This window comes from Pseudomonas sp. (genome assembly GCF_049301935.1).
Taxonomy (GTDB): domain Bacteria; phylum Pseudomonadota; class Gammaproteobacteria; order Pseudomonadales; family Pseudomonadaceae; genus Aquipseudomonas.
The window spans coordinates 1-25365 of the sequence record NZ_JBAQLP010000040.1; the positions used below are offsets into that span (position 1 = coordinate 1).

At 64.9% G+C, this 25365-nt stretch carries 24 protein-coding genes and 1 riboswitch; of the genes, 18 read left to right on the forward strand and 6 right to left on the reverse strand.

The features are described from left to right. The 4 genes from cobN to cobF all read left to right on the forward strand — a co-directional run. A partial coding sequence (cobN, locus tag WA145_RS05560) for a cobaltochelatase subunit CobN (protein WP_422580612.1) occupies nucleotides 1–1865 on the forward strand: 1865 nt, incomplete at its 5' end. A gap of 202 nt (nucleotides 1866–2067) precedes the next feature. After that, nucleotides 2068–3084 carry an ATP-binding protein gene (locus WA145_RS05565; protein WP_422580613.1) on the forward strand — a complete coding sequence of 339 codons (1017 nt, stop codon included), beginning with the start codon at nucleotides 2068–2070 and terminating at the stop codon, nucleotides 3082–3084. Nucleotides 3085–3086: 2 nt separating this feature from the next. Further along, nucleotides 3087–3773: a vWA domain-containing protein gene (locus WA145_RS05570; protein WP_422580648.1), complete on the forward strand. Its 687-nt coding sequence runs from the start codon at nucleotides 3087–3089 to the stop codon at nucleotides 3771–3773. Beyond that, nucleotides 3770–4534, forward strand: a complete 765-nt coding sequence (cobF, locus tag WA145_RS05575) for a precorrin-6A synthase (deacetylating) (protein WP_422580614.1) — start codon at nucleotides 3770–3772, stop codon at nucleotides 4532–4534. Before WA145_RS05570 ends, cobF begins: the two co-directional genes overlap by 4 nt. Before the next feature lie 75 nt (nucleotides 4535–4609). Here the strand turns inward: cobF and WA145_RS05580 are convergent, their stop codons facing one another. From WA145_RS05580 to cobG, 5 genes are all read right to left on the reverse strand, one after another. Then, entirely contained in the window at nucleotides 4610–5053 is a 444-nt protein-coding gene (locus tag WA145_RS05580; protein ID WP_422580615.1) for a DUF2846 domain-containing protein, read from the reverse strand. Between the two features lie 221 nt (nucleotides 5054–5274). Then, complete coding sequence (gene cobJ / locus WA145_RS05585; protein WP_422580616.1) at nucleotides 5275–6936, reverse strand: precorrin-3B C(17)-methyltransferase; 1662 nt, start codon at nucleotides 6934–6936, stop codon at nucleotides 5275–5277. A gap of 126 nt (nucleotides 6937–7062) precedes the next feature. Beyond that, entirely contained in the window at nucleotides 7063–7815 is a 753-nt protein-coding gene (locus WA145_RS05590; protein ID WP_422580617.1) for a precorrin-2 C(20)-methyltransferase, read from the reverse strand. After that, a complete protein-coding gene (locus tag WA145_RS05595) occupies nucleotides 7812–8438 on the reverse strand; it encodes a precorrin-8X methylmutase (RefSeq protein ID WP_422580618.1) in 627 nt (208 codons plus the stop codon). Before WA145_RS05595 ends, WA145_RS05590 begins: the two co-directional genes overlap by 4 nt. Further along, nucleotides 8431–9786 carry a precorrin-3B synthase gene (cobG, locus tag WA145_RS05600; RefSeq protein ID WP_422580619.1) on the reverse strand — a complete coding sequence of 452 codons (1356 nt, stop codon included), beginning with the start codon at nucleotides 9784–9786 and terminating at the stop codon, nucleotides 8431–8433. The genes WA145_RS05595 and cobG overlap by 8 nt, the downstream gene beginning before the upstream one ends. 95 nt (nucleotides 9787–9881) lie before the next feature. After that, nucleotides 9882–10082, reverse strand: a riboswitch (cobalamin riboswitch). Between the two features lie 69 nt (nucleotides 10083–10151). Here cobG and cbiE point away from each other — a divergent pair. The 7 genes from cbiE to WA145_RS05635 all read left to right on the forward strand — a co-directional run bounded on the left by cbiE (nucleotide 10152) and on the right by WA145_RS05635 (nucleotide 15748). Further along, entirely contained in the window at nucleotides 10152–11354 is a 1203-nt protein-coding gene (cbiE, locus tag WA145_RS05605; RefSeq protein WP_422580620.1) for a precorrin-6y C5,15-methyltransferase (decarboxylating) subunit CbiE, read from the forward strand. Continuing rightward, entirely contained in the window at nucleotides 11351–12091 is a 741-nt protein-coding gene (locus WA145_RS05610; protein WP_422580621.1) for a cobalt-precorrin-6A reductase, read from the forward strand. The genes cbiE and WA145_RS05610 overlap by 4 nt, the downstream gene beginning before the upstream one ends. Before the next feature lie 180 nt (nucleotides 12092–12271). Beyond that, nucleotides 12272–12988 (forward strand): (2Fe-2S) ferredoxin domain-containing protein, encoded by a 717-nt coding sequence (locus tag WA145_RS05615; protein WP_422580622.1) that lies wholly within the window; start codon nucleotides 12272–12274, stop codon nucleotides 12986–12988. 121 nt (nucleotides 12989–13109) lie between these two features. Continuing rightward, nucleotides 13110–13367: a hypothetical protein gene (locus WA145_RS05620; protein WP_422580623.1), complete on the forward strand. Its 258-nt coding sequence runs from the start codon at nucleotides 13110–13112 to the stop codon at nucleotides 13365–13367. Between the two features lie 56 nt (nucleotides 13368–13423). Further along, a complete protein-coding gene (locus WA145_RS05625; protein ID WP_422580624.1) occupies nucleotides 13424–14269 on the forward strand; it encodes a DUF692 domain-containing protein in 846 nt (281 codons plus the stop codon). Beyond that, nucleotides 14260–15054 carry a DNA-binding domain-containing protein gene (locus WA145_RS05630; RefSeq protein WP_422580625.1) on the forward strand — a complete coding sequence of 265 codons (795 nt, stop codon included), beginning with the start codon at nucleotides 14260–14262 and terminating at the stop codon, nucleotides 15052–15054. Before WA145_RS05625 ends, WA145_RS05630 begins: the two co-directional genes overlap by 10 nt. A gap of 106 nt (nucleotides 15055–15160) precedes the next feature. Beyond that, nucleotides 15161–15748: a LysE family translocator gene (locus tag WA145_RS05635; protein ID WP_422580626.1), complete on the forward strand. Its 588-nt coding sequence runs from the start codon at nucleotides 15161–15163 to the stop codon at nucleotides 15746–15748. Here WA145_RS05635 and WA145_RS05640 read toward each other — a convergent pair whose 3' ends face one another. After that, a complete protein-coding gene (locus tag WA145_RS05640) occupies nucleotides 15749–16576 on the reverse strand; it encodes an AraC family transcriptional regulator (protein ID WP_422580627.1) in 828 nt (275 codons plus the stop codon). Nucleotides 16577–16718: 142 nt separating this feature from the next. Here WA145_RS05640 and WA145_RS05645 point away from each other — a divergent pair, with 142 nt between their 5' ends. The 7 genes from WA145_RS05645 to WA145_RS05675 all read left to right on the forward strand — a co-directional run bounded on the left by WA145_RS05645 (nucleotide 16719) and on the right by WA145_RS05675 (nucleotide 25236). Continuing rightward, a complete protein-coding gene (locus WA145_RS05645) occupies nucleotides 16719–18473 on the forward strand; it encodes a sensor histidine kinase (RefSeq protein ID WP_422580628.1) in 1755 nt (584 codons plus the stop codon). A gap of 60 nt (nucleotides 18474–18533) precedes the next feature. Further along, nucleotides 18534–19886, forward strand: a complete 1353-nt coding sequence (locus tag WA145_RS05650; RefSeq protein WP_422580629.1) for a sigma-54-dependent transcriptional regulator — start codon at nucleotides 18534–18536, stop codon at nucleotides 19884–19886. A 403-nt stretch (nucleotides 19887–20289) separates the two neighbouring features. Then, complete coding sequence (locus tag WA145_RS05655) at nucleotides 20290–21243, forward strand: TAXI family TRAP transporter solute-binding subunit (protein WP_422580630.1); 954 nt, start codon at nucleotides 20290–20292, stop codon at nucleotides 21241–21243. Nucleotides 21244–21522: 279 nt separating this feature from the next. After that, nucleotides 21523–23550: a TRAP transporter permease gene (locus WA145_RS05660; protein ID WP_422580631.1), complete on the forward strand. Its 2028-nt coding sequence runs from the start codon at nucleotides 21523–21525 to the stop codon at nucleotides 23548–23550. Continuing rightward, nucleotides 23547–23969 carry a DUF1850 domain-containing protein gene (locus WA145_RS05665; protein WP_422580632.1) on the forward strand — a complete coding sequence of 141 codons (423 nt, stop codon included), beginning with the start codon at nucleotides 23547–23549 and terminating at the stop codon, nucleotides 23967–23969. The genes WA145_RS05660 and WA145_RS05665 overlap by 4 nt, the downstream gene beginning before the upstream one ends. A gap of 131 nt (nucleotides 23970–24100) precedes the next feature. After that, nucleotides 24101–24592 carry a GNAT family N-acetyltransferase gene (locus WA145_RS05670; protein ID WP_422580633.1) on the forward strand — a complete coding sequence of 164 codons (492 nt, stop codon included), beginning with the start codon at nucleotides 24101–24103 and terminating at the stop codon, nucleotides 24590–24592. Nucleotides 24593–24720: 128 nt separating this feature from the next. Then, entirely contained in the window at nucleotides 24721–25236 is a 516-nt protein-coding gene (locus WA145_RS05675) for a DUF3617 domain-containing protein (protein WP_422580634.1), read from the forward strand. The last annotated feature ends 129 nt before the right edge of the window (nucleotides 25237–25365 follow it).

A 25365-nucleotide genomic window follows, 5' to 3' on the forward strand; every position in this document is an offset into this window, starting at 1 on the left:
AGCGCCTGGCCGATGAATACTACGAAGCCAGCCAGCTCGACCTGCGCCGCGCCGCCGAACTGCGCGGCGAGATTCTGCTCAAGGTGCGCGAGGCCAGCCTCGACCGCGAGCTGGGCCTGCAACTCAATGCCGACCCCAATAGCTGGCTGCCGCAGCTGGATGCCTATTTGTGCGATTTAAAGGAATCGCAGATCCGCGATGGCCTGCATGTATTTGGCGAATCGCCGGCCGGCAGCCTGCGCCGCGACACCTTGCTGGCGCTGCTGCGTATTCCCCGTGGTGATGGCCAGGGTGGCAACGCCAGCCTGCTGCGCGCCCTGGCCCGCGACCTGGAGCTGGACTTTGATCCGCTCGACTGCGAGATGGCTGCGCCCTGGTTAGGTCCGCGACCGGCCGTGCTGCAGAGCGTCACCGATGAGTCTTGGCGCAGTGCCGGTGATACCCGTGAACGGTTGGAGCTGCTGGCCTTGCAGCTGATTGGCGCGGCGGATGTTGCATCCGTTGGTGCGGCAAGCGCTCAGGTACTACAGCGCCTGCGTGAGCAGATCGCGCCGCTGCTGGATGCCTGCGGCGATGCAGAAATGCACGGCCTGCTGGCGGCGCTAAGCGGGCGCTTCGTTCCGGCCGGGCCGAGTGGCGCGCCGAGTCGCGGCCGACTCGATGTACTACCCACCGGGCGCAATTTCTACAGCGTCGATGTACGCAACCTGCCCACGCCGACCGCCTGGCGTATCGGCGTGCAGGCGGCGGACCGTTTGCTGGAACGGCATCTGCAGGACCACGGCGACCACCTGCGTCAGCTTGGCCTGTCGATGTGGGGCACGGCGACCATGCGCACCGGCGGCGACGATATGGCCCAGGCCCTGGCGCTGATGGGCGTGCGCCCCGTATGGCAGGCCGGCAGCCAGCGCGTCGAGCGTTTCGAGGTGCTGCCGCTGGCGCAACTCGGCCGCCCGCGGGTGGATGTGACCCTGCGCGTGTCCGGCTTCTTCCGCGATGCCTTTAGCAACCTGATCCGCCTGTTCGATGACGCCGTGCAGGCGGTGGTCGATCTCGATGAGCCGGAAGAGATGAACCCGCTGTCGGCGCGGGTCTGGCGCGAATCCCTGACCCTGCAGGACAGCGGCCTGGATGAGTTTGAGGCGCGCAAGCAAGCCGGCTGGCGGGTCTTTGGTTCCAAGCCCGGTGCCTATGGCGCGGGCGTGCAGAACGCCATCGAAGAACGGCTGTGGCAAACCCGCGAGGACCTGGCCGAGGTCTACCTGAATTGGGGCGGCTACGCCTACGGTAGCCAGAGCGAAGGCACCCCGGCGCGCGCGCAGTTCGCCGAGCGCCTGGAGCAGATGCAGGCGGTGCTGCACAACCAAGACAACCGCGAGCACGACATTCTCGATTCCAACGACTACTACCAGTTTCAGGGCGGCATGCTCGCGGCGGTGGAAACCCTGCGTGGCGCCAAGGTGGCCAGCTACCACGGCGACAACAGCCAGCCCGATACGCCGCGCATCCGCACCCTGAAGGAAGAGCTCAATCGCGTGGTGCGCGCCCGCGCGGCCAATCCCAAGTGGATCGACGGCATGAAGCGCCACGGCTACAAGGGCGCGTTCGAACTGGCGGCGACTATCGACTACCTGTTCGCCTTCGACGCGACTAGCGAGCTGGTTGATGACCATCAGTACGCGCTGCTCACCGATGCCTATCTGCTCGACAAAAGCACCCGCGACTTTATCCAGCAGCACAACCCCGGTGCCTTGCAGGACATCCTCGAACGCCTGCTCGAAGCCCAGCAACGCGGCCTCTGGCAGCACCCCGGCGAGTACCGCGAAGCCCTGGAAAACCTGCTTATCGATAGCGAGGAAGCATGAATCGACGCGTTCCCGTAGGGTGGGTTAGCCGCTTGTCGCATGGATTGGTCAAACCGCTGAAGCCGGTGCGGCGTAACCCACCATCGGCGCAACTCTATCCACCGCTTGGTGGGTTACGCGGCGCGCTATCTTCCTGCGTGGTTGCAAGTCAGGCGTTCTGCGCCGCTAACCCACCCTACGTTTGCCCGAACGGATCACGCCCATGACCGAACAGCACTTCCCCCTCGCCGCCGTGGTCGCCGCCGATGACCTGAAACTGGCGCTGTGCTTGGCGGCCATCGACCCGGCGATTGGCGGTGTGCTGATCGAAGGGCCGCGCGGTATGGCCAAGTCGACCCTGGCCCGTGGCCTGGCCGATCTGCTGGCCAGTGGCACCTTTGTCACCCTGCCGCTGGGCGCGAGCGAGGAGCGCATCGTCGGCACCCTCGACCTCGACGCCGCCCTGGGCGAGGGCCGCGCGCAGTTTTCCCCCGGCTTGCTGGCCAAGGCCAATGGCGGCGTGCTGTATGTCGATGAGGTCAATCTGCTGCCCGATCATCTGGTCGATCTGCTGCTGGATGCCGCCGCCAGCGGGGTCAACCATATCGAGCGCGACGGCATCTCCCATCGGCATGCCGCGCGTTTTGTGCTGATCGGCACCATGAATGGTGAGGAGGGCGAACTGCGGCCGCAGTTGCTCGACCGCTTCGGCCTTAACCTGGCCCTGGACGCCCAGCCGCAACCGGCGCAGCGCGCTGAGATCGTCCGTCGTCGTCTGGCCTTTGATGCCGACCCGCAGGCGTTTCTGCAGCGCTGGCAGGCGCAGCAGGATGAACTGCGTGAACGCTGCCAGAGCGCCCGTGCGCGGTTGGCGGCGATTCCGCTGGATGACGCCGCCCTGGAACAGATCAGCCAGCGCTGCTTCGCCGCCGCCGTCGATGGCCTGCGCGCCGATCTGGTCTGGCTACGTGCCGCCCGTGCGCATGCCGCCTGGCGCGGTGCCGAACATATCGAGGCGCTGGATATCGATGCGGTGGCCGATTTCGTCCTGCGCCATCGTCGCCGGCATAACCCTCCGCCTGCCGCGCAACCGCCGCAGCCTCAATCTCAGCCCAGCAACAGCGCGCCCAGCGAACAGCCACAAGCGCCGCAAGGCGAAGGCCAGTGGGGTGAATTACCCGCCCAGGCGCAAAGCCCAGGCGTGCGGCGTGAACCGCCAGGCTTCGCAAAAAAGCCCTAGGCATCCGCCCGCGCACAGCCCCAGGCGCGGATGCCCGGGCCGCTCCCGGCAAATTAGGCGGTGGTCGTAATGGCGCCAGTCGCAGTGGCGCGACGGGGCGTATCGACTGGCCGGCGAGCCTGCTGAAAGGCCGTCCACGTACTCGACAGGATCTCGTGCTGCGCCCGCGCAGCAGCAAACCCGCTGAACTCTGGCTGCTGATAGTCGATGCCTCGGCCTCGACTCGCCGCCATGGCGCGCTGAGCAAGGCCAAGGGTTTGCTCAGCGAAGTGTTCGAGCAGGCACGCCGCCAGCGTGCACGCCTGGCCCTGCTGCACGCTACCGGCCACCAGGCGCAATGGTTGTGGCAGGGGCAAAAAGCCTCCCAGGCCTTGCAACAGTGGCTCAGCGAGTTGGGCGCAGGCGGCGGTACGCCGCTGTTAGATGCTTTGCAACAGGCCGCCGAGTGGCAGGCGCGGCGGCAGCGCTTGCACCCGGCCGAGCGCCAGCGTGTGTTGATCATCACCGATGGCCGCCTGCGCGACTGGCCGGCGCTCACCCCGAGCGCCTGCCCGGCGCTGCTGGTGGATATCGAAAGCGCACCGATCCGCCTCGGCCGTGCGCGCCAGCTGGCGGATGAGCTGGGCGCCGACTACCGACATATAGATTCGCTGCCGACACTGGCCGGCAGCCTGGAGACAGCCTTATGAAAACCCTGTTGATTATCGGCATCGGCGCCGGCGATCCGGACTACCTGACGGTGCAGGCGATCAACGCGCTGAACCGCACGGATGTGTTCTTCCTGATGGACAAGGGCAGCGCCAAGGACAGCCTGATCGGCCTGCGCAAGACCATCTGCGAGCGCTTTATCCAGGGCCGCGACTACCGCTTCGCCAGCGCCGACTGCCCGGAGCGGGTGCGCGATGTGCCGGACTATCGCGGCAGCGTGGTGGATCTCAATCAGGACAAACAGCAGGTGTTCGAAGGCATGCTCCGCGAGCAGATGCGCGACGGCGAAACCGGGGCTTTTCTGGTCTGGGGCGACCCGGCGCTGTACGACAGCACCCTGCGCATCGTCGAACAGATAGTGGCCAACAGCAGCGAACAGATTGCGTACGAAGTGATCCCCGGCATCACCAGCCTACAAGCCCTGGCGGCCAAGCATAAGGTCTGCTTTAACAGCATCGGCCAGGCCTTCCAGATCACCCCGGCGCGCCGCCTGGCCGAAGGCGGTTTCCCCGAGGGCTTGGACAGCGTGCTGGTGATGCTCGACGCCCAGGACACTTACCAGCGCTTTGTCGACCAGGCTATGCACATCTACTGGGGTGCCTATATCGGCACCCCGGATGAAGTGCTGATCGCTGGGCCGCTAAGTGAGGTCGCCGACACCATCCGTAGCCGCCGTGCCGAGCTGCGTGAGCAGCATGGCTGGATTATGGATAGCTATTTATTGCGCAAGAACGAGCACTGAGGGTGTTCAGACGAGCAGCCTGCAAGGTCGCTTCAATGAGCTAACCCGCAGGCCACCAGGTACTGAGGGTATCGATTACTTCGCCAGTTCGCACTTCTGCAGATGTGCTTGAGCGGTTGCTTCCGGGACGACTTCCAGCTTGGCACCCCCCACGAACACACCCATCTTGATCGACTGACGCACGTAGTAGTTCTGCCCAGCGACGGCCAGCAGATTGATGGCGTTATCGCTGAATTCGGATTCGGTGGCGATAACCCGGTTACCCGGGCTGATGAGGCGGTAGAAGTAAGTGCGGTTGGCTGTTTCGCCGATTATTTCTCCATCGACCTTAACGGTCTTCTTCAGCCCTTGACCAGCGAAGCTGTCGCGATAAATGTACAGACCGGCTTGATCAGCAGGCGGTGTGGGGAAGGACTTTAGGGCGGCGTCTGCCGACGGGGTATCCATCGGCACGGAAGCGCAACCGGAAAGAACAGCGATGCCGAGTGCGGCGATAAACAGCTTGAAGCGGTTTTGCATGGGAAATCCTTTTCAGGGTAAGTGTGAATAGCTTTCTAGAACGAGGCTTATAGGCCATCGCGGCGCGATTATGTCAGATAGCCATCATCTTTTGTGCTGACGTCTGCCTGCGAGGTCGTAGGATGGGTTAAGCGTAGCGATACCCATGCTGTGCCCAGCTCATCATCTGTGAACCGTTAAATCCCTGATGGGTATCGCAGGCTCAACCCATCCTACGTTCGTTACAGCTGTGGATAACTGCGCGGCGTATAGACCCACTCGCCCCCATCGGCGCGGGGGAAGCGGCAGGTTTGGCTGGAGCCGATAATCACCAGGGTGCGCATATCGACCATCTCTGGCGTGAGTTCGCCGAGGCTGAGGGTGCGCAGGGTTTCGCCGGGGCGGCCGATATTGCGGCCGAGCACCACCAGGGTGTCTGGCGTGCGTTGTTGGCGGATGATTTCCAGGGCAGCGCCGAGCTGCCAGGGGCGGGCTTTGGAGATCGGGTTGTAGAAGGCCATTACCAGGTCGGCGGCGGCGGCGTGGGCCAGGCGCTTTTCGATAATGGCCCAGGGCTTGAGGTTGTCCGACAGGGAGATCAGGCAGAAGTCATGGCCCAGCGGTGCGCCGGCCTTGGCGGCGGTGGCCAGGGCGGCGGAAACACCGGGGAACACCTGCAAGTCGACCCGCTGCCATTCGGCGTCGCTCGATTCGTGCAGGGCTTCCAGCACGGCGGCGGCCATGGCGAAGACGCCGGGGTCGCCGGACGACACCACCACCACGCGCCGGCCGCTGGCGGCCAGTTCGAAGGCATGGCGGGCGCGCTGCATTTCCTCGCGGTTATCGGTGCAGTGGCGCACCTGCTCCGGGCGCAGCGGGCCGGCCATCTTGATATAGGTTTCGTAGCCGAGCAGGTCCTGCGCTTCGTCCAGCGCCTGGCGCGCGGCGGGCAGCATAAATTCGGCGGCACCGGGGCCGAGGCCGATCACGCTCAGGCGGCCACGGGGACGGCCGAGTTGGTTGGCGTCGATGGGTACTGCGGCCAGCAGCAGGCGCAGGCTGGCGTGCTGGCTGTGCAGCGGCGGCAGTTGGCTGGCGTCGTCGATAAAGCGCAGCGGCACTTTGAGTTGCGTGGCGGCGCTGTGCAGTTCGGCATTGGCCATCAGCTGCGGCGCGGCCAGCAGGCAGGCCAGGCTTTGCGGTGCCAGATTGCTGGTGTGCAGCGCCTGCTGCAGCTCGCGAAGCAACTCGGCGCTGGCGCGTTCAACCCAGACGGCCACTTGTTGCGGATGGATCAGCAGTTCGTCGGCATTGGCCGCGCGGCTATGCGGACTGATATGGATCACCCGCGCGGCGCTGTTATCCACCGGCAGCTTGGCCTGGGCCAGCCAGGGCGCGTCGCCTTCGATGCGCACGGCCTGGCCGCCGAGCAGGTCGCTGACAAAGCCCTTGCCCTGTTCCAGATCGGCCAGCACATAGCCGGCCGGCGGCTCCAGCAGACAGGTGCCGAAACGCAGTTCACCGCTGGTGGTGATCGCCGCGGCGACCTGCAAGTGCGCGGCAAGCTCCCGCGCCATACGGTTGACCCCGCCGAGGCCGCCGAGCAGCGGCACCACCGCGCTGCCATCCTCGGCCACGGCCAGCACCGGCGGCTCGCGGTCTTTCTCGCCGAGCACGCTGGCCAGGCTGCGAATCACTATGCCGGCGGCGCACAGCACGATCAGCGGCGTACCGGCGCGGTAGAGCGCGCGCAGGGTGTCGCCGAAGTCGTCATAACCCCGCTCAACGCCATCGACCCGGCCACTCAGGCCATGAATCTCGGCCTGGGGATAGAGCGCCTGGATACGCCGCGCGCAGGGCAGGGCAGAGGGGCCGAGAATAAGGATGGCGGGGGCGGCGGTCATAAGCTGTTCCGTGGTTGGCGTAGAAGCGGCCTTGGCCGCGATCAATCGTTTAAGCGTGGCGATTAGCGCCGTGGCCGCTTGCGTATCGCGGGCAAGCCCGCTCCTACAGTGGGTTCGAGCTGCCGGTTAACCGCGCCATTTCTCGCCGGGGATCACGATCATCGAGAAGTAGGGCGAGGACATCGGCTCTACTTCATCCAGCGGCACGATGCGTTGGTTGCCCATGGTCGCGCGCTCGACGTAATGGGCGCGGCCGTCGATGCCCAGCTCCTGCAGCACGCGGCGGACTTTCTCGAAGTTGCGCCCCAGCTTCATCACCACGGCGGCCTCTGCATCTTTTAGACGCTGCTTAAGTTCAGCTTCCGGCAGCACGCCGGATAGCACGCTCAAGCTCTGGTTGCGGTACACCAGCGGGGTGCCGAGCACCGAGGCGCAGCCGAGCATGGAGCACACGCCGGGCACCACTTCCACCTGGTACTGCGCGGCCAGGCGGTCGTGCAGGTACATATAGGAGCCGTAGAAGAACGGGTCGCCTTCGCAGATCACCGCCACATCCTGGCCGGCGTCGAGCCGGGCGGCGATCTGCACCGCGCAGGTGTCGTAGAAGTCGCTGATCACATCTTCATAGCTGAGCGGCGCGGCGAGTTTCTCCGTGGTCACCGGGTACACCAGCGGCAGGCGCTGCTGCGCGTCGCTGAGGTGCTGCTCGATAATGCCGAAGGCGTTGCCGCCCTGGCCCTTGTTGGCTTTGGCCTTGGCCACGAAGTAGCCGACCACATCGGCCGATTGCAGCAGGCGCAGGGCCTTGAGGGTGATCAGCTCCGGGTCGCCGGGGCCGACGCCGATGCCGAGCAGGCGGCCTTTTTCCACACTCATCACTCCACCTCCGTGGCCAGGGCGTTGACCGCCGCCACCGCCATGGCGCTGCCGCCGCGGCGGCCGCGCACTATCACATAGGGCACGCCGTGGCTGCCTTCAGCCAGGGCGTCCTTGGATTCCGCCGCGCCGATAAAGCCCACCGGCATGCCGATAATCAGCGCCGGCTTCGGCGCGCCGGCGTCGAGCATTTCCAGCAGGTAAAACAGCGCAGTGGGCGCATTGCCGATCACCACCACGCTGCCTTGCAGGTGCTCGCGCCAATGTTCCAAGGCGACTGCCGAGCGGGTATTGCCCAGTGCGCGGGCCTGCTCAATCACGCCCTCGTTATGCAGGGTGCAGATCACCGGGTTATTGGCGGCCAGGCGCGGGCGGGTGATGCCTTCGGCGACCATGCGCGCATCGCAGAGAATCGCCGCGCCCTTGGCCAGCGCAGCGCGGCCGGCAGCCCCGGCGCCGGGGGAGAAGCGCAAATCCTGCACCACATCGACCATGCCGCAGGCGTGGATAACCCGCACCGCGAGTTTTTCCAGATCGGCGGGGATCGCCGACAGGTCAGCCTCGGCGCGGATGGTGGCGAAGGATTGGCGGTAGATTTCCTGGCCGTCGCGGATGTACTCAAGCATCACTGTTTCCTGTTGCGCAGTGGGCGGCGAACCAGTCGCCGGCTTCGTCGATAGTCATGGCGCTGGCCAGCAGTTGACCGAAACCGGCCGCCTCGGGCGTGCGTTGATAAAGCTGGTAATGCCCGGCGCTGCTGGCCAGCAGGGTAAAGGGCGCGGTGTGCGCGGCGGCGCAGGAGCGTGGGCAGGCGCTCAGATGCACCTGTGGCCGCGCGCCGCTGACGCGCAGGCGCTCGGCCAGGCGCAGGGCATCGGCCTTGCTGTCGCTCAGGCCCTTGCCGCAGGCGCTGGAGCCGGTACAGGCGATCAGCTGGCTAAGCGGCTCATGGGCATCGATCAGCAAGCCCAGCTCGGCCAGCGCGTGCAGCAGGTTGTCTGCCGAGTGTTCGGGGATATTCGGCAGCAACAGACCCTGCCAGGGCGTCAGACGCAGGCTGGCATCACCATATTGCTCGGCCAGAGCCGCCAGGGCGTTGAGTTGCAACGCGTCGATTCGGCCCAGGCGCGCGGCGGCGGCAATCATGCACAGGCCGCTTTGCTGCTGTGGATAAATGCCCATCGGCGCGCGTGGGTTGACTGGTTTGCGTTGCCAATCGGTCGGCGGCGCTTGCACGGCAAAGGGCAGGCGCGTTTTCAGCTGTTGCAGCAGTTGGCTGGCGGGAATCGCGCTTAACAGTTGGCGCATCCGGCTGTGCTCGCTGCCGGCCAGATCGAGGAACAACCTGAGCAGTTGCTCCACCAGCGGCACGGCTTGCTTTGCGTCGATCACACCCAGCGGCCGGTCACCCGGGCAACCCGCCAGGCCAAAGGCTAATCGTGCCGGCGATCCGGGCAGGGCGCTTAGCCAGATATCGTGGGGGTGTTCGAGCATCGCCAGGGCTTCGCCGCCGTCCAGCTGAATGGCGAACTTGGCCGACAGCCCATGCAGCCCCGGGGTGGTTTGCAGCAGCTCAAGCAGCGCGGCGGCCAGCGGGCGGGTATCGAGCAGGGCCTGCGGATCGAGGCCGGCGGCGGGGCTGAGCAGCAGGTTGCGCACATCGTCGGCGGCCGGGTTGCTCGGGCCCAGGTCGGCAGCCAGCAGGCGTTCAATCAACTCGGCCTGCTGGCCGGGCAATACGCCGCGAATCTGCAGATTGCTGCGGTTGGTCAGCTCCAGCACGCCGCTGGCGCAGCGCTTGGCGGCCTCGGCGATGGCCCGTGCCTGTTGGCTGCTAAGCACGCCGCCGGCCAGCTTGACCCGGCAGATGCCGCCGTCCAGCGCCGGAACGATACGCAGCAGGCCGGGGCACGCCGATCCCGGTTTTTCGGGGCGTGGGGCAGGTATCTCGACAGTGGTGGCAAGGTCGCGCAACGGTTTCACCAGCAACAAAGACGCGGCGACCGAACCAGCGAAATCCGCCCACAGGGGATTTCATGGCATCGGTACACCCCGCCCGATGTTGGCACTCGCGACTAGCGTCGTCGGCAGGTCTCCTGGCTAACAGGTCATCATCTGCTGCGGCCTTCCCGGTTTCCCAGTGGCGCAGATGCGGCAGACTCGCTGTTTACAGTTGCGGGGGCAGCTCGGTCACGATCAGTGGATCGCTCCGGATTCCCTCTTAGGCCCTATGCACAATGACGGCGGGCACCGACGAAGGCGCTATTATGCCCGCTTTGCGCGCAGGCACGACAGCCAGCTGGTCGGGCGGCGCGATGATGACGGTTTGAGGAAAGCGCATGACGGCCTGGTTAACCCTGATGGGCATTGGTGAAGACGGCTATGCCGGCCTGGGTGAGGCGGCGCGCCAGGCGCTGGGCGAGGCGCAGTGGATTGTTGGCAGCCCACGGCAGTTGGCGCTGTTGCCCAGCGATCTACCGGGGCAGCATGAGCTGTGGCCGAGCCCCTTTAGCCTGGAGCCGTTACTGGCGCGGCGCGGTATGCCGGTGTGTGTGCTGGCCAGTGGTGACCCGTTGTTCTATGGCGTGGGTGCGAGCCTGGCGCGGCAGCTGCCAGCCGAGGAATTGCGGGTGTTTTCGTCTCCTTCTTCGGTGTCCCTGGCCGCTGCTCGTATGGGTTGGCCGTTGCAGGAGGTGACGGTGCTGTCGCTGGTGGCGCGGCCGTTGGCGGCGCTGCAGGCGCAGATTTTCCCTGGCGCGCGGTTACTGCTGTTGAGCAATGACGGCGACAGCCCGGCGGCCGTGGCCGAGTTGCTACGTGAACGCGGTTTTGGCCCCAGCCGTTTGACCCTGCTGGAGCATCTGGGCGGTGTTCAGGAGCGGCGGATTGATGGCCTGGCCAGTGACTGGGCGTTGCCACGCGTCGTCGACCTCAATCTGCTGGCAATTGACTGTGTGGCGGGCGCCGAGGCGCGCTTGCTGCCGCTCACGCCAGGTTTGCCGGATGACGCCTATCAGCACGACGGCCAGCTGACCAAGCGCGACGTGCGCGCCATCACCCTGGCGCGCCTGGCCCCGCAACCGGGCGAGCTGCTCTGGGATGTCGGCGCGGGTTGCGGCTCCATCGGCATCGAATGGATGCGCGCGCACCCCAGCTGCCGGGCGCTGGCCATTGAGGCCGATGCCGGTCGTCAGGCACATATCCAGCACAACCGCGATGCCCTCGGCGTACCGGGCCTGCAACTGGTCGCCGGCCGTGCGCCCGAAGCACTGAGCGGACTGGCCGCACCGGATGCGATCTTTATCGGCGGCGGGGTGACCGTCCCCGGCGTGCTGGAGCAGTGCTGGGCCAGCCTCAAGCCGGGCGGGCGTTTGCTGGCCAATGCCGTGACCCTGCAAAGCGAAACGGCGCTGGTGGCCTGGCGCGAACAGGTGGGCGGCGAGCTGACTCGTATCGCCGTGGCCCAGGCGCAGCCGTTGGGCGGCTTCGACACCTGGCGCAGCGCCTTGCCGATCACAATGCTGGCGGTGCGCAAGCCGTGAGCCCGCGCATTCTGCTATTGGGCGGCACCCGCGAGGCGTTACGTCTGGCACGGCGTCTGGGGCCAGACGCGATCTACAGCCTGGCCGGGCTGGGCCGGGTGCCGGATGACCTGGCCTGTCAGGTGCGCGTCGGCGGTTTTGGCGGAGCGGAGGGTTTGGCGCGGTTTATCCGCGAGCAGGGCATCGAACTGCTGCTCGATCTGACCCACCCCTATGCCGCGCAGATCAGCACCAATGCCGCCCGCGCCGCCGAGCTGAGCGGGGTTGCCTGCTGGGCCCTGCGCCGCCCCGGTTGGCAGGCCGGCGAGGGCGATGACTGGCGCGAAGTGGATAACTGGGCTGGTTTGGTCGAAGCCCTGAAGAATTTCCGCCGCCCGCTGTTTACCCTCGGCCGCGAGCCACTGGAGCATTTGCACGAGATTCCCCCGCATCAGCATTGGACCGTGCGCTGTCTGACGGCCCAGCAAGGCGTGCCGCGTGCCGAGATTATCGGCGCCCGCGGGCCGTTTGCGCTGGACGAGGAACGCGCTCTATTCGCCCGCCTGGGCAGCGATGTGCTGATCAGCAAAAACAGCGGCAGCCAGTCCACCGAGCCGAAACTGCAGGTGGCGCGGGAGTTGGGATTGCCGGTGCTGTTGCTGCGCCGGCCCGAGTTGCCGGCGGTGGCGCGTGAGTTTGTCAGCCTCGAAGCGCTGGTCGAGGTGCTGCCAATCGACGGTCAGGCGGACAGCCAATGAGTCCTGAGCAGCGCGCAACCCATCGAATAGCGGTTGAGCCTGCCACGGTGGGTTACGGCGCATCGGACAATGCCGCTGGTTTACGATCTGTTCTATGCGCCTAACCCACCCTACGGGATGGCTGGGTTGCCCAACGGAAAACCTCGCCTGTTAGACTGCCGCCCCGCTTTGGAGGCCGCCATGACCACGCCCGTTTCGCCTTACGCCCGCATTCTGTTTGTCGGCCCTGACCTGACCGAGGGCGCGTTTGCCGAGCTGTTTCGCCGGCGTTTGGCCGAGCTGCGTGGTGCGGCGGCGCTGGCCGATATCGTCGACACCAGCGCAGGCTATGCGCCGCTCTGGCAGCGTGTGGCCGAAGCTGAACGGCCGCTGCTGGTGATCGACCTGGAGCCTGCGAGCAGCAGCCCGCACCTCGATTGGCTGCGCAGCGAACTGTGCCAGCAGGCCAACCCCGAGCAGCTGTTTGTCGCCAGTGCGATTGGCCTGGCCGAAGGCTTGCCGGTGGAAGCGGCCTGCGCGTTGATCGAGCGCGCTGAATTGCACCTGCCCTGCGTCGGTGTGAGGCCGATAGCGGAGCATCACGCCTGGTCGCAGATTCCGCCGCACGCCCAGCGCCTGCTGCTGTGCAACGGCCCGCGCTGCACCCGGCGTGGCGCGCTGGAACTGTGGAAAACCCTGCGGCAACGGCTCAAGGCCGCCGGCAAGCTGGAGTGCGCAGGCGGGGTGCATATCACCCGTACGCAGTGCCAGTTCCCCTGCGATCTGGGGCCGACGGCCAGCCTCTACCCGGCCGGCGAGTGGTTCCGCGTGCGCGATGAAGCCGAGCTGATCCGTCTGGTCGATGAGCGTCTGGTGGCCGGCCGCGCGGTGCCTGAACTGCGCATTGATCAGGGCTAAGGCAGCGTCGGCAAATATTTTCATGCGGCCTGTAACGCGCGCTTGTCTCGCGGCTCTAGTTGAATGCCGGCACGCGAAAATCCTTTTGCCCGGCCAACCCAGATCACCCGAGGATACGCACATGACCATGAAATCCACCGCTGCTACTGGTGCTGCTATCGCCTTCGCTGCTGCCAGCCTGTTTGCCGCTCTCTCAAGCACCGTAGCCGTGGCCGAAGAAGCCAAAGTACATTGCTACGGCGTCACGTCCTGCAAAGGCCAGAATGACTGCAAGACCGCCGAAAACAGCTGCAAAGGCCAGGGCGCTTGCAAAGGTCAAGGCTTCAAGTCGATGACCCTGGCTGAGTGCAATGCCGCCAAAGGCACTGTCGGCGAGTAAGTGAGCCGGGGCGGCCGCCGTGCGGTTGCCCCGCATCACCGAGCAAGGAGTCAGCAATGAATGCTCAACGCGGCAATCTGGGCTTTGGCCTGGGCCTGCGCAGCACCTACTACCAAGCCATTCTCGAACAACGGCCGGCGATCGACTGGTTCGAAATCGTCTCGGAAAATTATCTGGTGGAGGGCGGCAAGGCCCTCTACTACCTGGATGCCATCGGCGAGCACTACCCGCTGGTGATGCATGGCGTGTCGCTGTCGATTGGCGGCCCGCATCAGTTGGATCTGGATTATCTAAACAGCCTCAAACAGCTGGCCGCGCGGGTAAATCCGGCGTGGATCTCCGATCACCTGTGCTGGAGCCGTGGCAATGCCCACCAGCTGCACGACCTGCTGCCGCTGCCTTATACCGAGGAGAGCCTGCAGCATGTGGCCGCGCGGGTGCGTCAGGTGCAGGACGTGATCGAGCGACCGCTGGTGCTGGAAAACGTCTCCAGCTACCTGCGCTGCGCCGATGATCAATTCAGCGAATGGCAGTTCCTCGCCGCGCTCAGCGAGTTGAGCGGCTGCGAGCTGTTGCTGGACGTCAACAACGTTTACGTCAGTGCGCGCAACCATGGCTTCGATGCCTGGACCTTTATCAGCAGCCTGCCCAAGCAGCGCATCCGTCAGCTGCACCTGGCCGGCCACAGCGATTACGGCAGCTACCTGATCGACACCCATGATCAGCCGGTCAGTGATCCGGTCTGGCAGCTCTATCAACGCACCCTGCAGCACCTCGGCCCGGTGTCCACGCTGCTGGAGCGCGACGATCATTTTCCCGATCTGGATGTACTGCTCGACGAGTTGAACACTGCCCGCCGGTTTGCCGCCCAGGCGCTGCAAGGCACAGCGCAATGCGCCTGAGTGACTGGCAGGCGCAGGTCCAGGCCTACCTGCTCAACCCCGATGCCCAGGCCAACCCGGCGCTGCAGGCCAGCCTGTTGGGCAGCGCGGCGCTGAGTGCCGAACAGGGCCTGGCGATTTACCACAACGCCTACCGCGCACGCCTGCTGGAAGCCTTGCGCGGTGATTACCCGGCGCTACACGGCTGGCTCGGTGACGAGGAATTCGATGCCCTGGCCCTGGCCTATCTCGCCGCGCACCCCTCGCAGCACTACAGCCTGCGCTGGCTCGGCGCGCAGTTGGCAGACTTTGTCGATGGCTATCTGGTGCCCGCTCAGGCCGCACCACTCAGTGAGCTGGCGCGACTGGAGTGGGCCTTTACCCTGGCCTTCGATGCAGCGGAAGGCCAGCCCCTGAGCCTGACGCAGATGGCCGAACTGCCGGCCGAAGACTGGCCGACCCTGCAGGTCCGTCTGCTGCCGAGCGTGCAGTGGCTGGCGTGCCGGCATAACAGCCTGGCGCTCTGGCGCGCGTGCAAGGAGCAGGGTGATTTCCCCGGCAGCCAGCCCCTGGTTGCGACAGAGACCTGTGTGGTCTGGCGCGATCAGCTGATCACCCGCTACCGCAGCCTGGCGGCCGATGAAGCCGCTGCGTTGCAGGGCATGACCGCGCACGGCTGGAGCTTCGCCGAGCTGTGCGGCGAGCTGGCGAATTTGGGCGAGCAGGCACCGGTGCAGGCGGTGAGCTGGTTGCGCCAGTGGCTGACGGACGGGCTGCTGCAGCGGGTGGATCACCTCTCGCGCTGATTGTTCTGCCCTGTCGGGAAGACTATGACAGGGCAGTTTCCTTCAATACCCTGCGCCGCTTGCCTGTCAGCCTGGCACCTCCTTTGGTTGTGCTGACAGGTGTGTGATGAATACGCTGTTTTACTCCATGGCGGGTTTTGCTCTCGCTGCCTCGATTTCTCCCGGCCCGGTCAATCTGCTCGCCCTCAGTGCTGGCGCGAGCCATGGGCTGCGTAGCAGCATGCGCCATGTCACGGGGGCGACGTTCGGCTTTACCGCGCTGTTGCTGGCCATGGGCCTGGGCTTGCAGCAGCTGTTGCAGCAGTGGCCGGCGCTGACGCACGGGGTGGCCTGGTTTGGCGTCGCCTTTCTGCTGTACATGGCCTACGGTCTGGCCCGGGCTGACGGGCAGCTCAGTGACAATGACGCCCAGCAGCGCCCGTCGCTGTTCAAGGGCGCGCTGATGCAGTGGCTCAACCCCAAGGCCTGGCTGGCCTCGATGGCGGGGATGGGCGCCTATGCGGCGGATGGCGATCTGTGGCGGGTTGCGCAGTTCGCGGCGCTGTATTTCGTGATCTGTTATTTGTCGATCAGTTGCTGGGCACTGGCCGGGGTTTACCTGCGCCAGTATCTGGAGAATCCGCTGTACCTGCGCCGGTTCAATCGCGGCCTGGCCTTGCTGCTGGTGCTGTCGGCGGTTTATCTGCTGGTCTGATCAGGCGCGGCGGTATTGTCCGGGGGTGGCGGCGAGCAGCTGTTTGAAGGTGCGCTGCAAGTGCGCCTGATCGGCAAAGCCGGCGTCCAGCGCCACCTCGGCAATCGACTCGCCACGCTTCAGCCCGGCCTGGGCCACTTGCACGCGGCAGTTGAGTAGGTAGGCATGCGGGGTCATGCCGTAGTGCTGGCGGAAACTGCGAATCAGGTACGAGGGCGATAGCTCGGCGGCGCTGCAGATGTCTTCCAGCTTGAGCGTCTGGGTGCAGTGCGCACGGATAAATTCTGCCGCCAGACGAATGCGCGGGTTGTCCTCGCGGATCGGAGCCGGCGCGGGGGCCAGGCGCTGTTGCAGGGTGCTGAAATAGTCGAGCAGAGCGCACTCTTTGCGCAGGTGATCGACCGATGCATCGTTGAGCAGGTCGTACAGCTGGTTGAGGCCGTTGAACAACGCAGAGTCGCGGCTGAGGATGGCGGAGAAGGGCTGCAGTGGCTGGTTGTGGCTGAAGCCCAGCTGCTGTTGCAGCTCGCTCAGCCAGGCGCTGTCGATGTAGAACATGCGATACGACCAGGGCTGCCCATCCACGGGGTTGCAGGCATGCACGTCACCTGGGTTCATCAGCACCAGCGTGCCGGCGGCGACCTGCTCACGCGCCTTTTCATTGAGGTAGGTGCTGCGGCCCCGGGTGATGGTGCCAATCGAAAAGCACTCATGGGAATGCTTGGCGTAGCACAGCAGGCGGCCATCGAGGGCTTCGCGCGTTTCCACAAAGGGCAGCGCCGGGTCGCGCCAGAAGCGTGGGGTGGTGGCCTGTTGCTCAGTGCTCATCATGCGTCCCTGGCGTAATCGCCGTGTAGCCAAGCCGAGACTATAGCGGCCGGGGACGCTTGTTCAAACAGTCGGCTGCTGCGCTCTGCACGGCGCGGTGCTTTGTCTTACCATGCCGGCTCCACCCCGTTGCGAGCCGCGCATGTCTGCCTTTCTGCTGCGTTACCGCGTTGCCCTGATCGTCCTGCTGATTCTGCTCGGCCTGCTGGCGAGCATCTGGCTGGCCGGGCGTTATGCCGAGCAGCGCGCCTGGCAGGAGCGCAGCATCGAAGCCCGGGGTCAGCTGCAGCTGTATGCGCAGTCGATCCATACCCTGGTCGAGCGCTTCCGCTCGGTGCCCGAAGTGCTGGCGCTGGACAGTGATATCAAGTCGCTGCTGCGCGCGCCGACCGACAGCCTGCTGCGCAGCACACTCAATGAACGGTTGGAACAACTCAACAGCGCCGCTGGCTCCAACGTGCTGTACCTGCTCAATGATAAAGGCGAAACCCTGGTGGCCAGTAACTGGCGTGACTGGAGCAGTTTTGTCGGCAACAACTACGCCTTCCGCCCGTATTTTCAGGATGCCGTGCGCCAGTCCTCTGGGCGTTATTTTGCCGTGGGGGTGACCACCGGCATCCCCGGTTATTTCCTCTCCCATGCGGTGCGCGATGACGACGGCACGGTGCTCGGCGTGCTGGTGGTCAAGCTGGAGCTGGAAGAGTTGCAGCGCGAATGGGCCAGCCAGCCCGGCGTGCTGCTGGTGGCGGACAGCTACTCGGTGGTGATCCTCAGCAACCGCCCGGCCTGGCGTTTTCTCGCCCTCGACAGCCTGAGCGAACAGGCCCGCGCCGAGCTGGTGGAGGTGCGCAAGTACGCCGAACAGGCGCTGCAACCGCTACCCAGCACGCTGCGCCGGCAGATCGACAGCGCCAGCCAGTGGCGCCGGGTCGAGGGCCCGGATGGCTCGCGTGACTACCTCTGGCAGCGCCAGCCCCTCGACGACGAAGGCTGGACCCTGCACCTGCTGCACGAACCGAAAACCCTGGTCGACAGCGTGCGTAGCTACCGCCTGGCCGCCGCCGGGGTGTGGATGACCCTGGCGTTTCTGCTGCTCTACCTGGCCCAGCGGCAAAAGACTCAGCGGTTGCAGGCTGGTATTCGTGAGCGCCTGGAGCGTGAAGTGGCGCTGCGTACCGCCGAGCTGCGCGAGGCCCAGGAAGGCCTGGTGCATGCGGCGAAAATGGCCGCGCTGGGGCAGATGTCGGCGGCCATGGCCCATGAAATCAACCAGCCGCTGACCGCCATGCAGATGCAGCTGGGCAGCCTGCGCCTGTTGCTCGACAGCGGCCGCCAGGACGATGTGCGCGAAGGGCTGCAACGTATCGATAGCCTGTTGCAACGCATTGCCGGGCTCACCGGCCACCTGAAAACCTTTGCCCGCAAAAGCCCGGCGGGCCTCAGCGAGCGTCTGCGTTTGAGCGATGTGCTGGAGCAGGCCCTGCAACTGCTGGCGCCACGCCTGCGCAGCGAACAGGTGCAGCTGCACAGCGAGATCGACACCGAGGCGCGGGTGCTGGGCGATGCCATTCGCCTGGAGCAGGTGTTGCTCAATCTGCTGAACAACGCGCTGGATGCCATGGCGGACAGCACCGTGCGGCAGCTGCAGATCCGTATCGAACGCCAGGCCGAGCAGTGCCTGCTGAGCATCGCCGACAGCGGCGGCGGCATTGCCAGCGAGGCGTTGGGCCATGTGTTTGAGCCGTTCTTTACCACCAAGCCGGTGGGCGCTGGGTTGGGACTTGGCTTAGCGGTGTCTTACGGTATCGTTCGCGAACTGGGCGGCAGCCTGGAGGCGGCCAATGGCGAGCAGGGCGCGATCTTTAACCTGCGCCTGCCGGCAGCGCCGAATGCGTAGTGCGGGTTATTTCCCGGATTTTATCCGGGCTACACTGCCGCCGATTGATCAGGAGGTGATATGAGCGGGCAGGTAATAGTCGTCGACGATGAGGCGGCGATCCGCGAGGCGGTGCAGCAGTGGCTGGAGCTGTCCGGCTTCAGCGTGCACAGCTGCGCCACGGCGCAGGCCGCGCTGGCGCTGGTCGAGCGTGATTACCCCGGCATCATCATCAGCGACGTGCGCATGCCCGGCACCGATGGCTTGCAGCTGCTCGACAGCGTGCTGGAGCGTGACCGCGACCTGCCGGTGATTCTCATCACCGGGCATGGCGATGTGCCGATGGCGGTGCAGGCGCTGCGCCAGGGCGCCTATGACTTTATCGAAAAGCCCTTTACCCCCGAACGCCTGCTCGACAGCGTGCGCCGCGCCCTGGACAAGCGCCGCCTGGTTTGTGAGAACCGCCAGCTGCGTCAGCAGTTCGCCCGCAAGGACCATATCGAGGCGCAGCTGCTCGGCGTATCAAAGCCGATGGAAACCCTGCGCCGGCAGATCCTCGAACTGGCCGGCACCTCGGTGAATATCCTCCTGCGCGGCGACACCGGCAGCGGCAAGGAGCGCGTTGCCCGCTGTCTGCATGATTTTAGCAACCGCGCCGGCAAGCCCTTTGTCGCGCTGAACTGTGCGGCGATTCCCGAGCAGCTGTTCGAGAGCGAGCTGTTCGGCCATGAAAGTGGCGCCTTTACCGGCGCCCAGGGCAAGCGCATCGGTCGCATCGAACATGCCGACGGCGGCACGCTGTTTCTCGACGAGGTGGAAAGCCTGCCGCTGGCCCAGCAGGTCAAACTGCTGCGCGTATTGCAGGAGAAAACCCTGGAGCGCCTGGGTTCCAACCGCAGCATTCAGGTCGACCTGCGGGTGATCAGTGCGGTCAAGCCGGACCTGCTCGATGAGGTCAAGGCCGGGCGTTTCCGCGAAGACCTCTACTACCGGCTGAATGTCGCCACCTTGCGTATTCCGCCGTTGCGCGAACGCCGTGAAGACATACCGCTGCTGTTCGAGCACTTCGCCAACCAGGCCGCGCAACGCCATGGCCGCGAGATGCCGAGCCTGGCGCCCAGCGAGCTGACCCGGCTACTCGCGCACGATTGGCCGGGCAACGTGCGCGAGCTGATCAACGCCGCCGAACGCCATGCGCTGGGCTTGAGTGGCGAAGTGGAGCGTGGCGAGGGGTTGCCGGTGCAATCGCTGGCCGAGCAGATGGAGGCCTTCGAGGCGCAATGCCTGCACCGTGCCCTGCAGCACTGCCAGGGCAATATCGCCGAGGTGATGGCGCTGCTGCAGCTGCCGCGCCGCACCCTTAACGAGAAGATGCAGCGCCACGGTTTGCAGCGCAGCAGCTATCGGCCGGCCGGCAGTGCTGATGACGAGTGAGAGTTAGTCGGCGGAATTTCGCTTATCTGAGTTTTTTCACTGGCGGATTTCCGCTCACTACAGCCGCCAGGCTGGCAGTGCTGCTTGGAGTAAAGGCTCTAGTCCGGGCTTTTCCCTCGCTGGCACGGCATCTGCTATAGCTCTTGTCAGCCAGGCACTCGATTGCCTTGGCCTCTATAAGAAAGACAAGAGGTGAACCCCATGCACTGCCCAGCAGCATCTGCGCGCTTGCCGCGTCCGGCATCAACCACCCATCTCTTGTGCGCTCGGCTCAGGCCGCGCGCGAGCCTCTGCGCCTTTTCGCCATTGCGTTAGTCCCGGCGCTGCATTGCCATTCAGGTGGCGCGCAGCGTCTACAGTGAAAACCTCTGCATAAAGCCATAACAACGACGGAGATGCTTCCATGCGAATGACCAAACGTTTCAGCCTGTTTGCTGCTGCCGCAGCCTTTACCGCGAGCACTGCGGTACTCGCCGCACCGACCTTTATCAATATCCTTACCGGCGGCACCAGCGGTGTGTACTACCCGATTGGTGTGGGCCTGTCGCAGCTGTACAGCAACGGCATCGAAGGTTCGAAGACCTCGGTACAAGCGACCAAAGCCTCGGTGGAAAACCTCAACCTGCTGCAAGCCGGTCGTGGTGAGCTGGCCCTGGCCCTAGGCGACTCCGTGGCCGATGCCTGGAATGGCGTGGAAGACGCCGGCTTCAAGGCGCCGCTGAAAAAGCTGCGGGCGATTGCCGGCACCTACCCGAACTACATCCAGATCGTCGCCAGCAAGGAATCCGGCATCACCACCCTGGCGGACCTGAAGGGCAAGCGCATCTCCGTCGGTGCGCCGAAATCCGGCACCGAACTCAACGCTCGCGCGATCTTCAAGGCCGCTGGCCTGAGCTATGAAGACATGGGCAAGGTGGAGTTTCTGCCGTACGCCGAGTCGGTCGAGCTGATCAAGAACCGTCAGCTGGATGCCACCCTGCAGTCTTCGGGCCTGGGCATGGCGGCGATTCGCGACCTGGCCGCGACCCTGCCGATCACCTTCGTCGCCATCCCGGCGGAGATCACCGCGAAGATCGACAACGCCGCCTACCAGGCTGCCGCGATCCCAGCCGGCACCTACGACGGTCAGGACAGCGATGTAGCGACCGTGGCCATCAACAATATCCTGGTCAGCCACGACGGGGTGTCCGAGGAAGTGGCCTACCAGATGACCAAACTGATGTTCGACAACCTCGAGCGCCTGGGCAACGCCCACTCGGCGGCCAAGGACATCCAGCTGGAAGGCGCTGCCAAGGGCCTGCCGATCCCGCTGCATCCGGGTGCCGAGCGCTTCTACCAGGAAGCCGGCGCACTGTAAGGCTGCTGAAGGGTTGGCCACGTAGGATGGGTTGAGCATCGCGATACCCATGCAGCACGGTTTGGGCCTGGTGAAAGTCGTAGGATGGGCCGCGTAGCGGCGTAACCCATCAAGCGATGCCGAAGGCGAGTGCCCATACAGCATGGGTATCGCTGCGCTCAACCCATCCTACCCAACCCCTCTATTTTTTAGAGCTGCGAATAAAACCGGCGTGCAGAACACGGCAGGTTTTGTTGGCGACTCTTGTGCTATCGACGTTGTAACCAGGGTGTGACCTTTATGAGTGAGCAAAACCAGGGCCTCGCCGGCAGTCCCAGCGATTGGCCGAAAGCGCTGTTTTATGTCGCGCTGCTGTTCTCGACGTTCCAGATCATCACCGCGGCCTTCCACCCGGTCTCCAGCCAGATTCTGCGTGCCGTGCATGTGGGCTTTCTGCTGCTGGTGGTGTTTCTCTGCTTTCCCGCCCGTGGCAAGGGCCAGCCCTGGCAGCCAATGGCCTGGCTACTGGGCCTGGCCGGCATGGCCACGGCGCTCTACCAGTGGTATTTCGAAGCCGATCTGATTCAGCGTTCCGGTGACCTGAGCAGCAGCGACATGCTCGTCGGCCTGGTGCTGATCGTGCTGGTATTCGAGGCCGCACGGCGGGTGATGGGCATCGCCCTGCCCTTTATCTGCGCGCTGTTTCTCGCCTACGGCCTGTTCGGTCAGTACCTGCCGGGCGACCTGATGCACCGTGGCTACGCCATCGATCAGCTGGTCAACCAGCTGGCCTTCGGCACCGAGGGGCTGTACGGCACGCCGACCTATGTATCGGCCACCTATATCTTCCTGTTTATCCTGTTCGGCGCCTTCCTTGAACAGGCCGGGATGATCAAGCTGTTCACCGATTTCGCCATGGGCCTGTTCGGCCACAAGCTCGGTGGCCCGGCCAAGGTCTCGGTGGTGTCGTCGGCGCTGATGGGCACTATTACCGGCTCGGGGGTGGCCAATGTGGTCACCACCGGCCAGTTCACCATCCCGCTGATGAAGCGCTTCGGCTACAAGCCGGCGTTTGCTGGCGGCGTGGAAGCGACCTCGTCGATGGGCAGCCAGATCATGCCGCCGATCATGGGCGCGGTGGCCTTTATCATGGCCGAGACGATCAACGTGCCGTTCTTCGAGGTGGCCAAGGCCGCGCTGATTCCGGCGCTGCTGTACTTCGGCTCGGTGTTCTGGATGGTCCACCTGGAAGCCAAGCGCGCCAACCTGCAAGGCCTGCCGAAGGACCAGTGCCCGAACCCCTGGGCCGCGGTGAAGCAGCGCTGGTACCTGCTGATTCCGCTGTTTATCCTGATCTACCTGCTGTTCTCCGGGCGCACGCCGCTGTTCTCCGGGATGGTCGGTCTGGCCCTGACCGCGATTGTGATTCTCGGCTCGGCGATCATCCTGCGGGTGTCATCCAAGGTCATGCGCTTCGCCTTCTGGATTGCCCTGGGCGTGCTCTGCGCCGGCTTCTTCCAGCTCGGCATCGGCGTGGTGTTCGGCGTGGTCGCGCTGTTGGTGGCGCTGTGCTGGTTTATCAAAGGCGGCCGCGACACCCTGACCATCTGCCTGCACGCGCTGGTGGAAGGTGCACGGCATGCGGTGCCGGTGGGCATCGCCTGCGCCCTGGTGGGGGTGATCATCGGTGTGGTGTCGCTGACCGGGGTGGCGTCCACCTTTGCCGGCTATATCCTCGCCATTGGCCAGGACAACCTGTTCCTCTCGCTGATTCTCACCATGCTCACCTGCCTGGTGCTGGGCATGGGTATCCCGACCATTCCCAACTACATCATCACCAGCTCGATTGCCGCGCCGGCGCTGCTGGAGCTGGGCGTGCCGCTGATCGTCTCGCATATGTTCGTGTTCTATTTCGGCATCATGGCCGACCTCACCCCGCCGGTAGCGCTGGCCTGTTTCGCCGCAGCACCGATTGCCAAGGAGAGCGGCCTGAAGATCAGCCTGTGGGCGATTCGCATCGCCGTGGCCGGCTTTGTTGTGCCCTTTATGGCGGTGTATGAGCCGGCGCTGATGCTGCAGGGCGATAGCCTGTTGGCCACCCTCTATGTGGTACTCAAGGCGCTGTTGGCCATCGGCATCTGGGGCGTGGTGTTTACCGGTTACCTGCAGGCCAAGCTGAGCTGGTGGGAGCGCGCGCTGGGCTTTGCTGCCGGCGCCAGCCTGATTCTGGCCACACCGATGAGCGACGAAATCGGCTTCGCCCTGGCGGCGCTGTTTATTGCCCAGCATGTCTGGCGTGCCCATCGTGCTCAGGTGGCCACGGCGTGATCGGCTTGTGCCTGGGCTTGGCCGGCGCGGTATGGGCAGAAGTGCCCACGGCCAGCTTTACCCTGGCCTGGACGCACACGATTGAGAAGATTCGTTGGGAAGAGGATTACCGCGTCACGCCTGCGGGGTTGCTGCTCGGCGAGGCGCGGGTCAAGGGTTCCGGGGCCGGTATGGAGATTCCACACGGCGCCGAACTGCGCGAGGGCAGCTGGCATTACCAGCGTCAGCTACCGCCCTTGCAGCCACTGCGTTTGGGGCGAACCCCCGAGGCAGGGGATTATCAACTGTGTTTCAACCAGCGTTGCCACTCCATGAGTGAATGGCTCGGCCCGCCACAAGCGAGCCAGCCGGCGTTGGAACTCTGGAGCTGTGAGCAACGCTCCCCGGCCGCTGCGGCGGCAGGCCAGGACGACGGCTAAGGCTGCGTCTGCTCCCGGGCCACAAGCCCTGGTTGTTGTAGAGGAGAACCCCCATTTGGCGCAGCCGGTGGGGGTTTTGTTCATTTGCCGTAACGGTTAGTTTCAGCAGATTGACTGACAGGCAGGCTGTTATGCGCACCATCACCTATTACCTGGCTATGCAGCACCCCGAGCAGATTCTTGCCAAGCCACTGCCGGCCGAGCTGAGCGTGGTGGAATGCCAGCACAAGCAGTTTCAGCTCAACCGCTTTCTCTACCAGCTGGTCGGCGAGCCCTGGCAGTGGACCGACAAACTCAGCTGGACGGACGCGCAGTGGCGCGCGCTGATCGAACAGCCCAATCACCGCACCTGGGTGGCCTATCACCAGGGCGCCATCGCCGGGTATTACGAGCTGCTGCGCGATGCCGACGGCGCGGTGGAGATTCTCTATTTCGGCCTGGCCGAGGCCTTCTTCGGCCAGGGCTTTGGCGGCCCATTGCTCACTCACGCGCTGCAGTGCGCCTGGGCCTGGCCGGGCACCACCAAGGTCTGGGTGCATACCTGTAGCCTGGATCACCCCAGCGCATTGGCCAACTACCAGGCGCGCGGCCTGCGCATCTATCAGGAGGAAGTCACCCCGTAGGATGGGTTAGCCGCGCGGCAGATTCAGGGGTTCTGCCGCACGCTCCGGCGCGGCGTAACCCATCAGGCGCACAGCTGTATGCAGCGGTCTACGCTTGCAGGGTCGCCGACTTATTGCAGGAGCCGCCCATGCGCCGCGTCCTTGGCAAACCCCTGGTACTCAGCCTTTGCCTGCTGCCCGCCCTGGCAAGCGCGCTGGATATCCAGCCCGGTCTCTGGGAAATCAGCTCGCACTCTATGCAGGTCGGCGGCCAGGCGGTGCCGGGGATGGCGCAAATGCTCGAACAGATGAAAAATCTGCCGCCCGAGCAACGCCAGATGATGGAGCAGATGCTGGCCCAGCAGGGCGTGCAACTGGGCGATCAGGGTGTGCGCATCTGCATGAGCGCGGCGCAGATCAAGGCCCAGCAGATCCCCCTGCAAGACCCCGAGTCCGGCTGCAGCAATCAAGTCACCGAACGCAGCGCCGAGCGGTGGAAATTCCGCTTCAGCTGCCCCAACGGTATGGGCGAAGGGGAGACGCGTTTTCTCAGCGACAAGGAATTCACCTCAACGCTCAACGGCACCTTCGATGGCCAGAACAGCAGCATGCAGAGCCATGCGCGCTGGGTGGCGGCCGATTGCGGCGGGCTGCGGCCGCAGTGATTGGTGGCAGGCAGATACCAGTCTGCGCAAGCAGCAGGGAAGTGTGAATGACTACCAAACGATAATAAACCTCAATAGCGTTGACGAGGGCGGCAAATTGCTGCGAAAATTCAATCGATAATTATTAGC

Excerpts from the sequence above, each read along its gene's own strand:
- WA145_RS05565 (WP_422580613.1), top strand. The coding sequence starts at position 2,068 with ATGACCGAACAGCACTTCCCCCTCGCCGCCGTGGTCGCCGCCGATGAC.
- cobF (WP_422580614.1), top strand. The coding sequence starts at position 3,770 with ATGAAAACCCTGTTGATTATCGGCATCGGCGCCGGCGATCCGGACTAC.
- WA145_RS05580 (WP_422580615.1), bottom strand. The coding sequence starts at position 5,053 with ATGCAAAACCGCTTCAAGCTGTTTATCGCCGCACTCGGCATCGCTGTT.
- cobJ (WP_422580616.1), bottom strand. The coding sequence starts at position 6,936 with ATGACCGCCGCCCCCGCCATCCTTATTCTCGGCCCCTCTGCCCTGCCC.
- WA145_RS05595 (WP_422580618.1), bottom strand. The coding sequence starts at position 8,438 with ATGCTTGAGTACATCCGCGACGGCCAGGAAATCTACCGCCAATCCTTC.
- cbiE (WP_422580620.1), top strand. The coding sequence starts at position 10,152 with ATGACGGCCTGGTTAACCCTGATGGGCATTGGTGAAGACGGCTATGCC.
- WA145_RS05615 (WP_422580622.1), top strand. The coding sequence starts at position 12,272 with ATGACCACGCCCGTTTCGCCTTACGCCCGCATTCTGTTTGTCGGCCCT.
- WA145_RS05620 (WP_422580623.1), top strand. The coding sequence starts at position 13,110 with ATGACCATGAAATCCACCGCTGCTACTGGTGCTGCTATCGCCTTCGCT.
- WA145_RS05625 (WP_422580624.1), top strand. The coding sequence starts at position 13,424 with ATGAATGCTCAACGCGGCAATCTGGGCTTTGGCCTGGGCCTGCGCAGC.
- WA145_RS05630 (WP_422580625.1), top strand. The coding sequence starts at position 14,260 with ATGCGCCTGAGTGACTGGCAGGCGCAGGTCCAGGCCTACCTGCTCAAC.
- WA145_RS05635 (WP_422580626.1), top strand. The coding sequence starts at position 15,161 with ATGAATACGCTGTTTTACTCCATGGCGGGTTTTGCTCTCGCTGCCTCG.
- WA145_RS05640 (WP_422580627.1), bottom strand. The coding sequence starts at position 16,576 with ATGAGCACTGAGCAACAGGCCACCACCCCACGCTTCTGGCGCGACCCG.
- WA145_RS05645 (WP_422580628.1), top strand. The coding sequence starts at position 16,719 with ATGTCTGCCTTTCTGCTGCGTTACCGCGTTGCCCTGATCGTCCTGCTG.
- WA145_RS05650 (WP_422580629.1), top strand. The coding sequence starts at position 18,534 with ATGAGCGGGCAGGTAATAGTCGTCGACGATGAGGCGGCGATCCGCGAG.
- WA145_RS05655 (WP_422580630.1), top strand. The coding sequence starts at position 20,290 with ATGCGAATGACCAAACGTTTCAGCCTGTTTGCTGCTGCCGCAGCCTTT.
- WA145_RS05660 (WP_422580631.1), top strand. The coding sequence starts at position 21,523 with ATGAGTGAGCAAAACCAGGGCCTCGCCGGCAGTCCCAGCGATTGGCCG.
- WA145_RS05670 (WP_422580633.1), top strand. The coding sequence starts at position 24,101 with ATGCGCACCATCACCTATTACCTGGCTATGCAGCACCCCGAGCAGATT.
- WA145_RS05675 (WP_422580634.1), top strand. The coding sequence starts at position 24,721 with ATGCGCCGCGTCCTTGGCAAACCCCTGGTACTCAGCCTTTGCCTGCTG.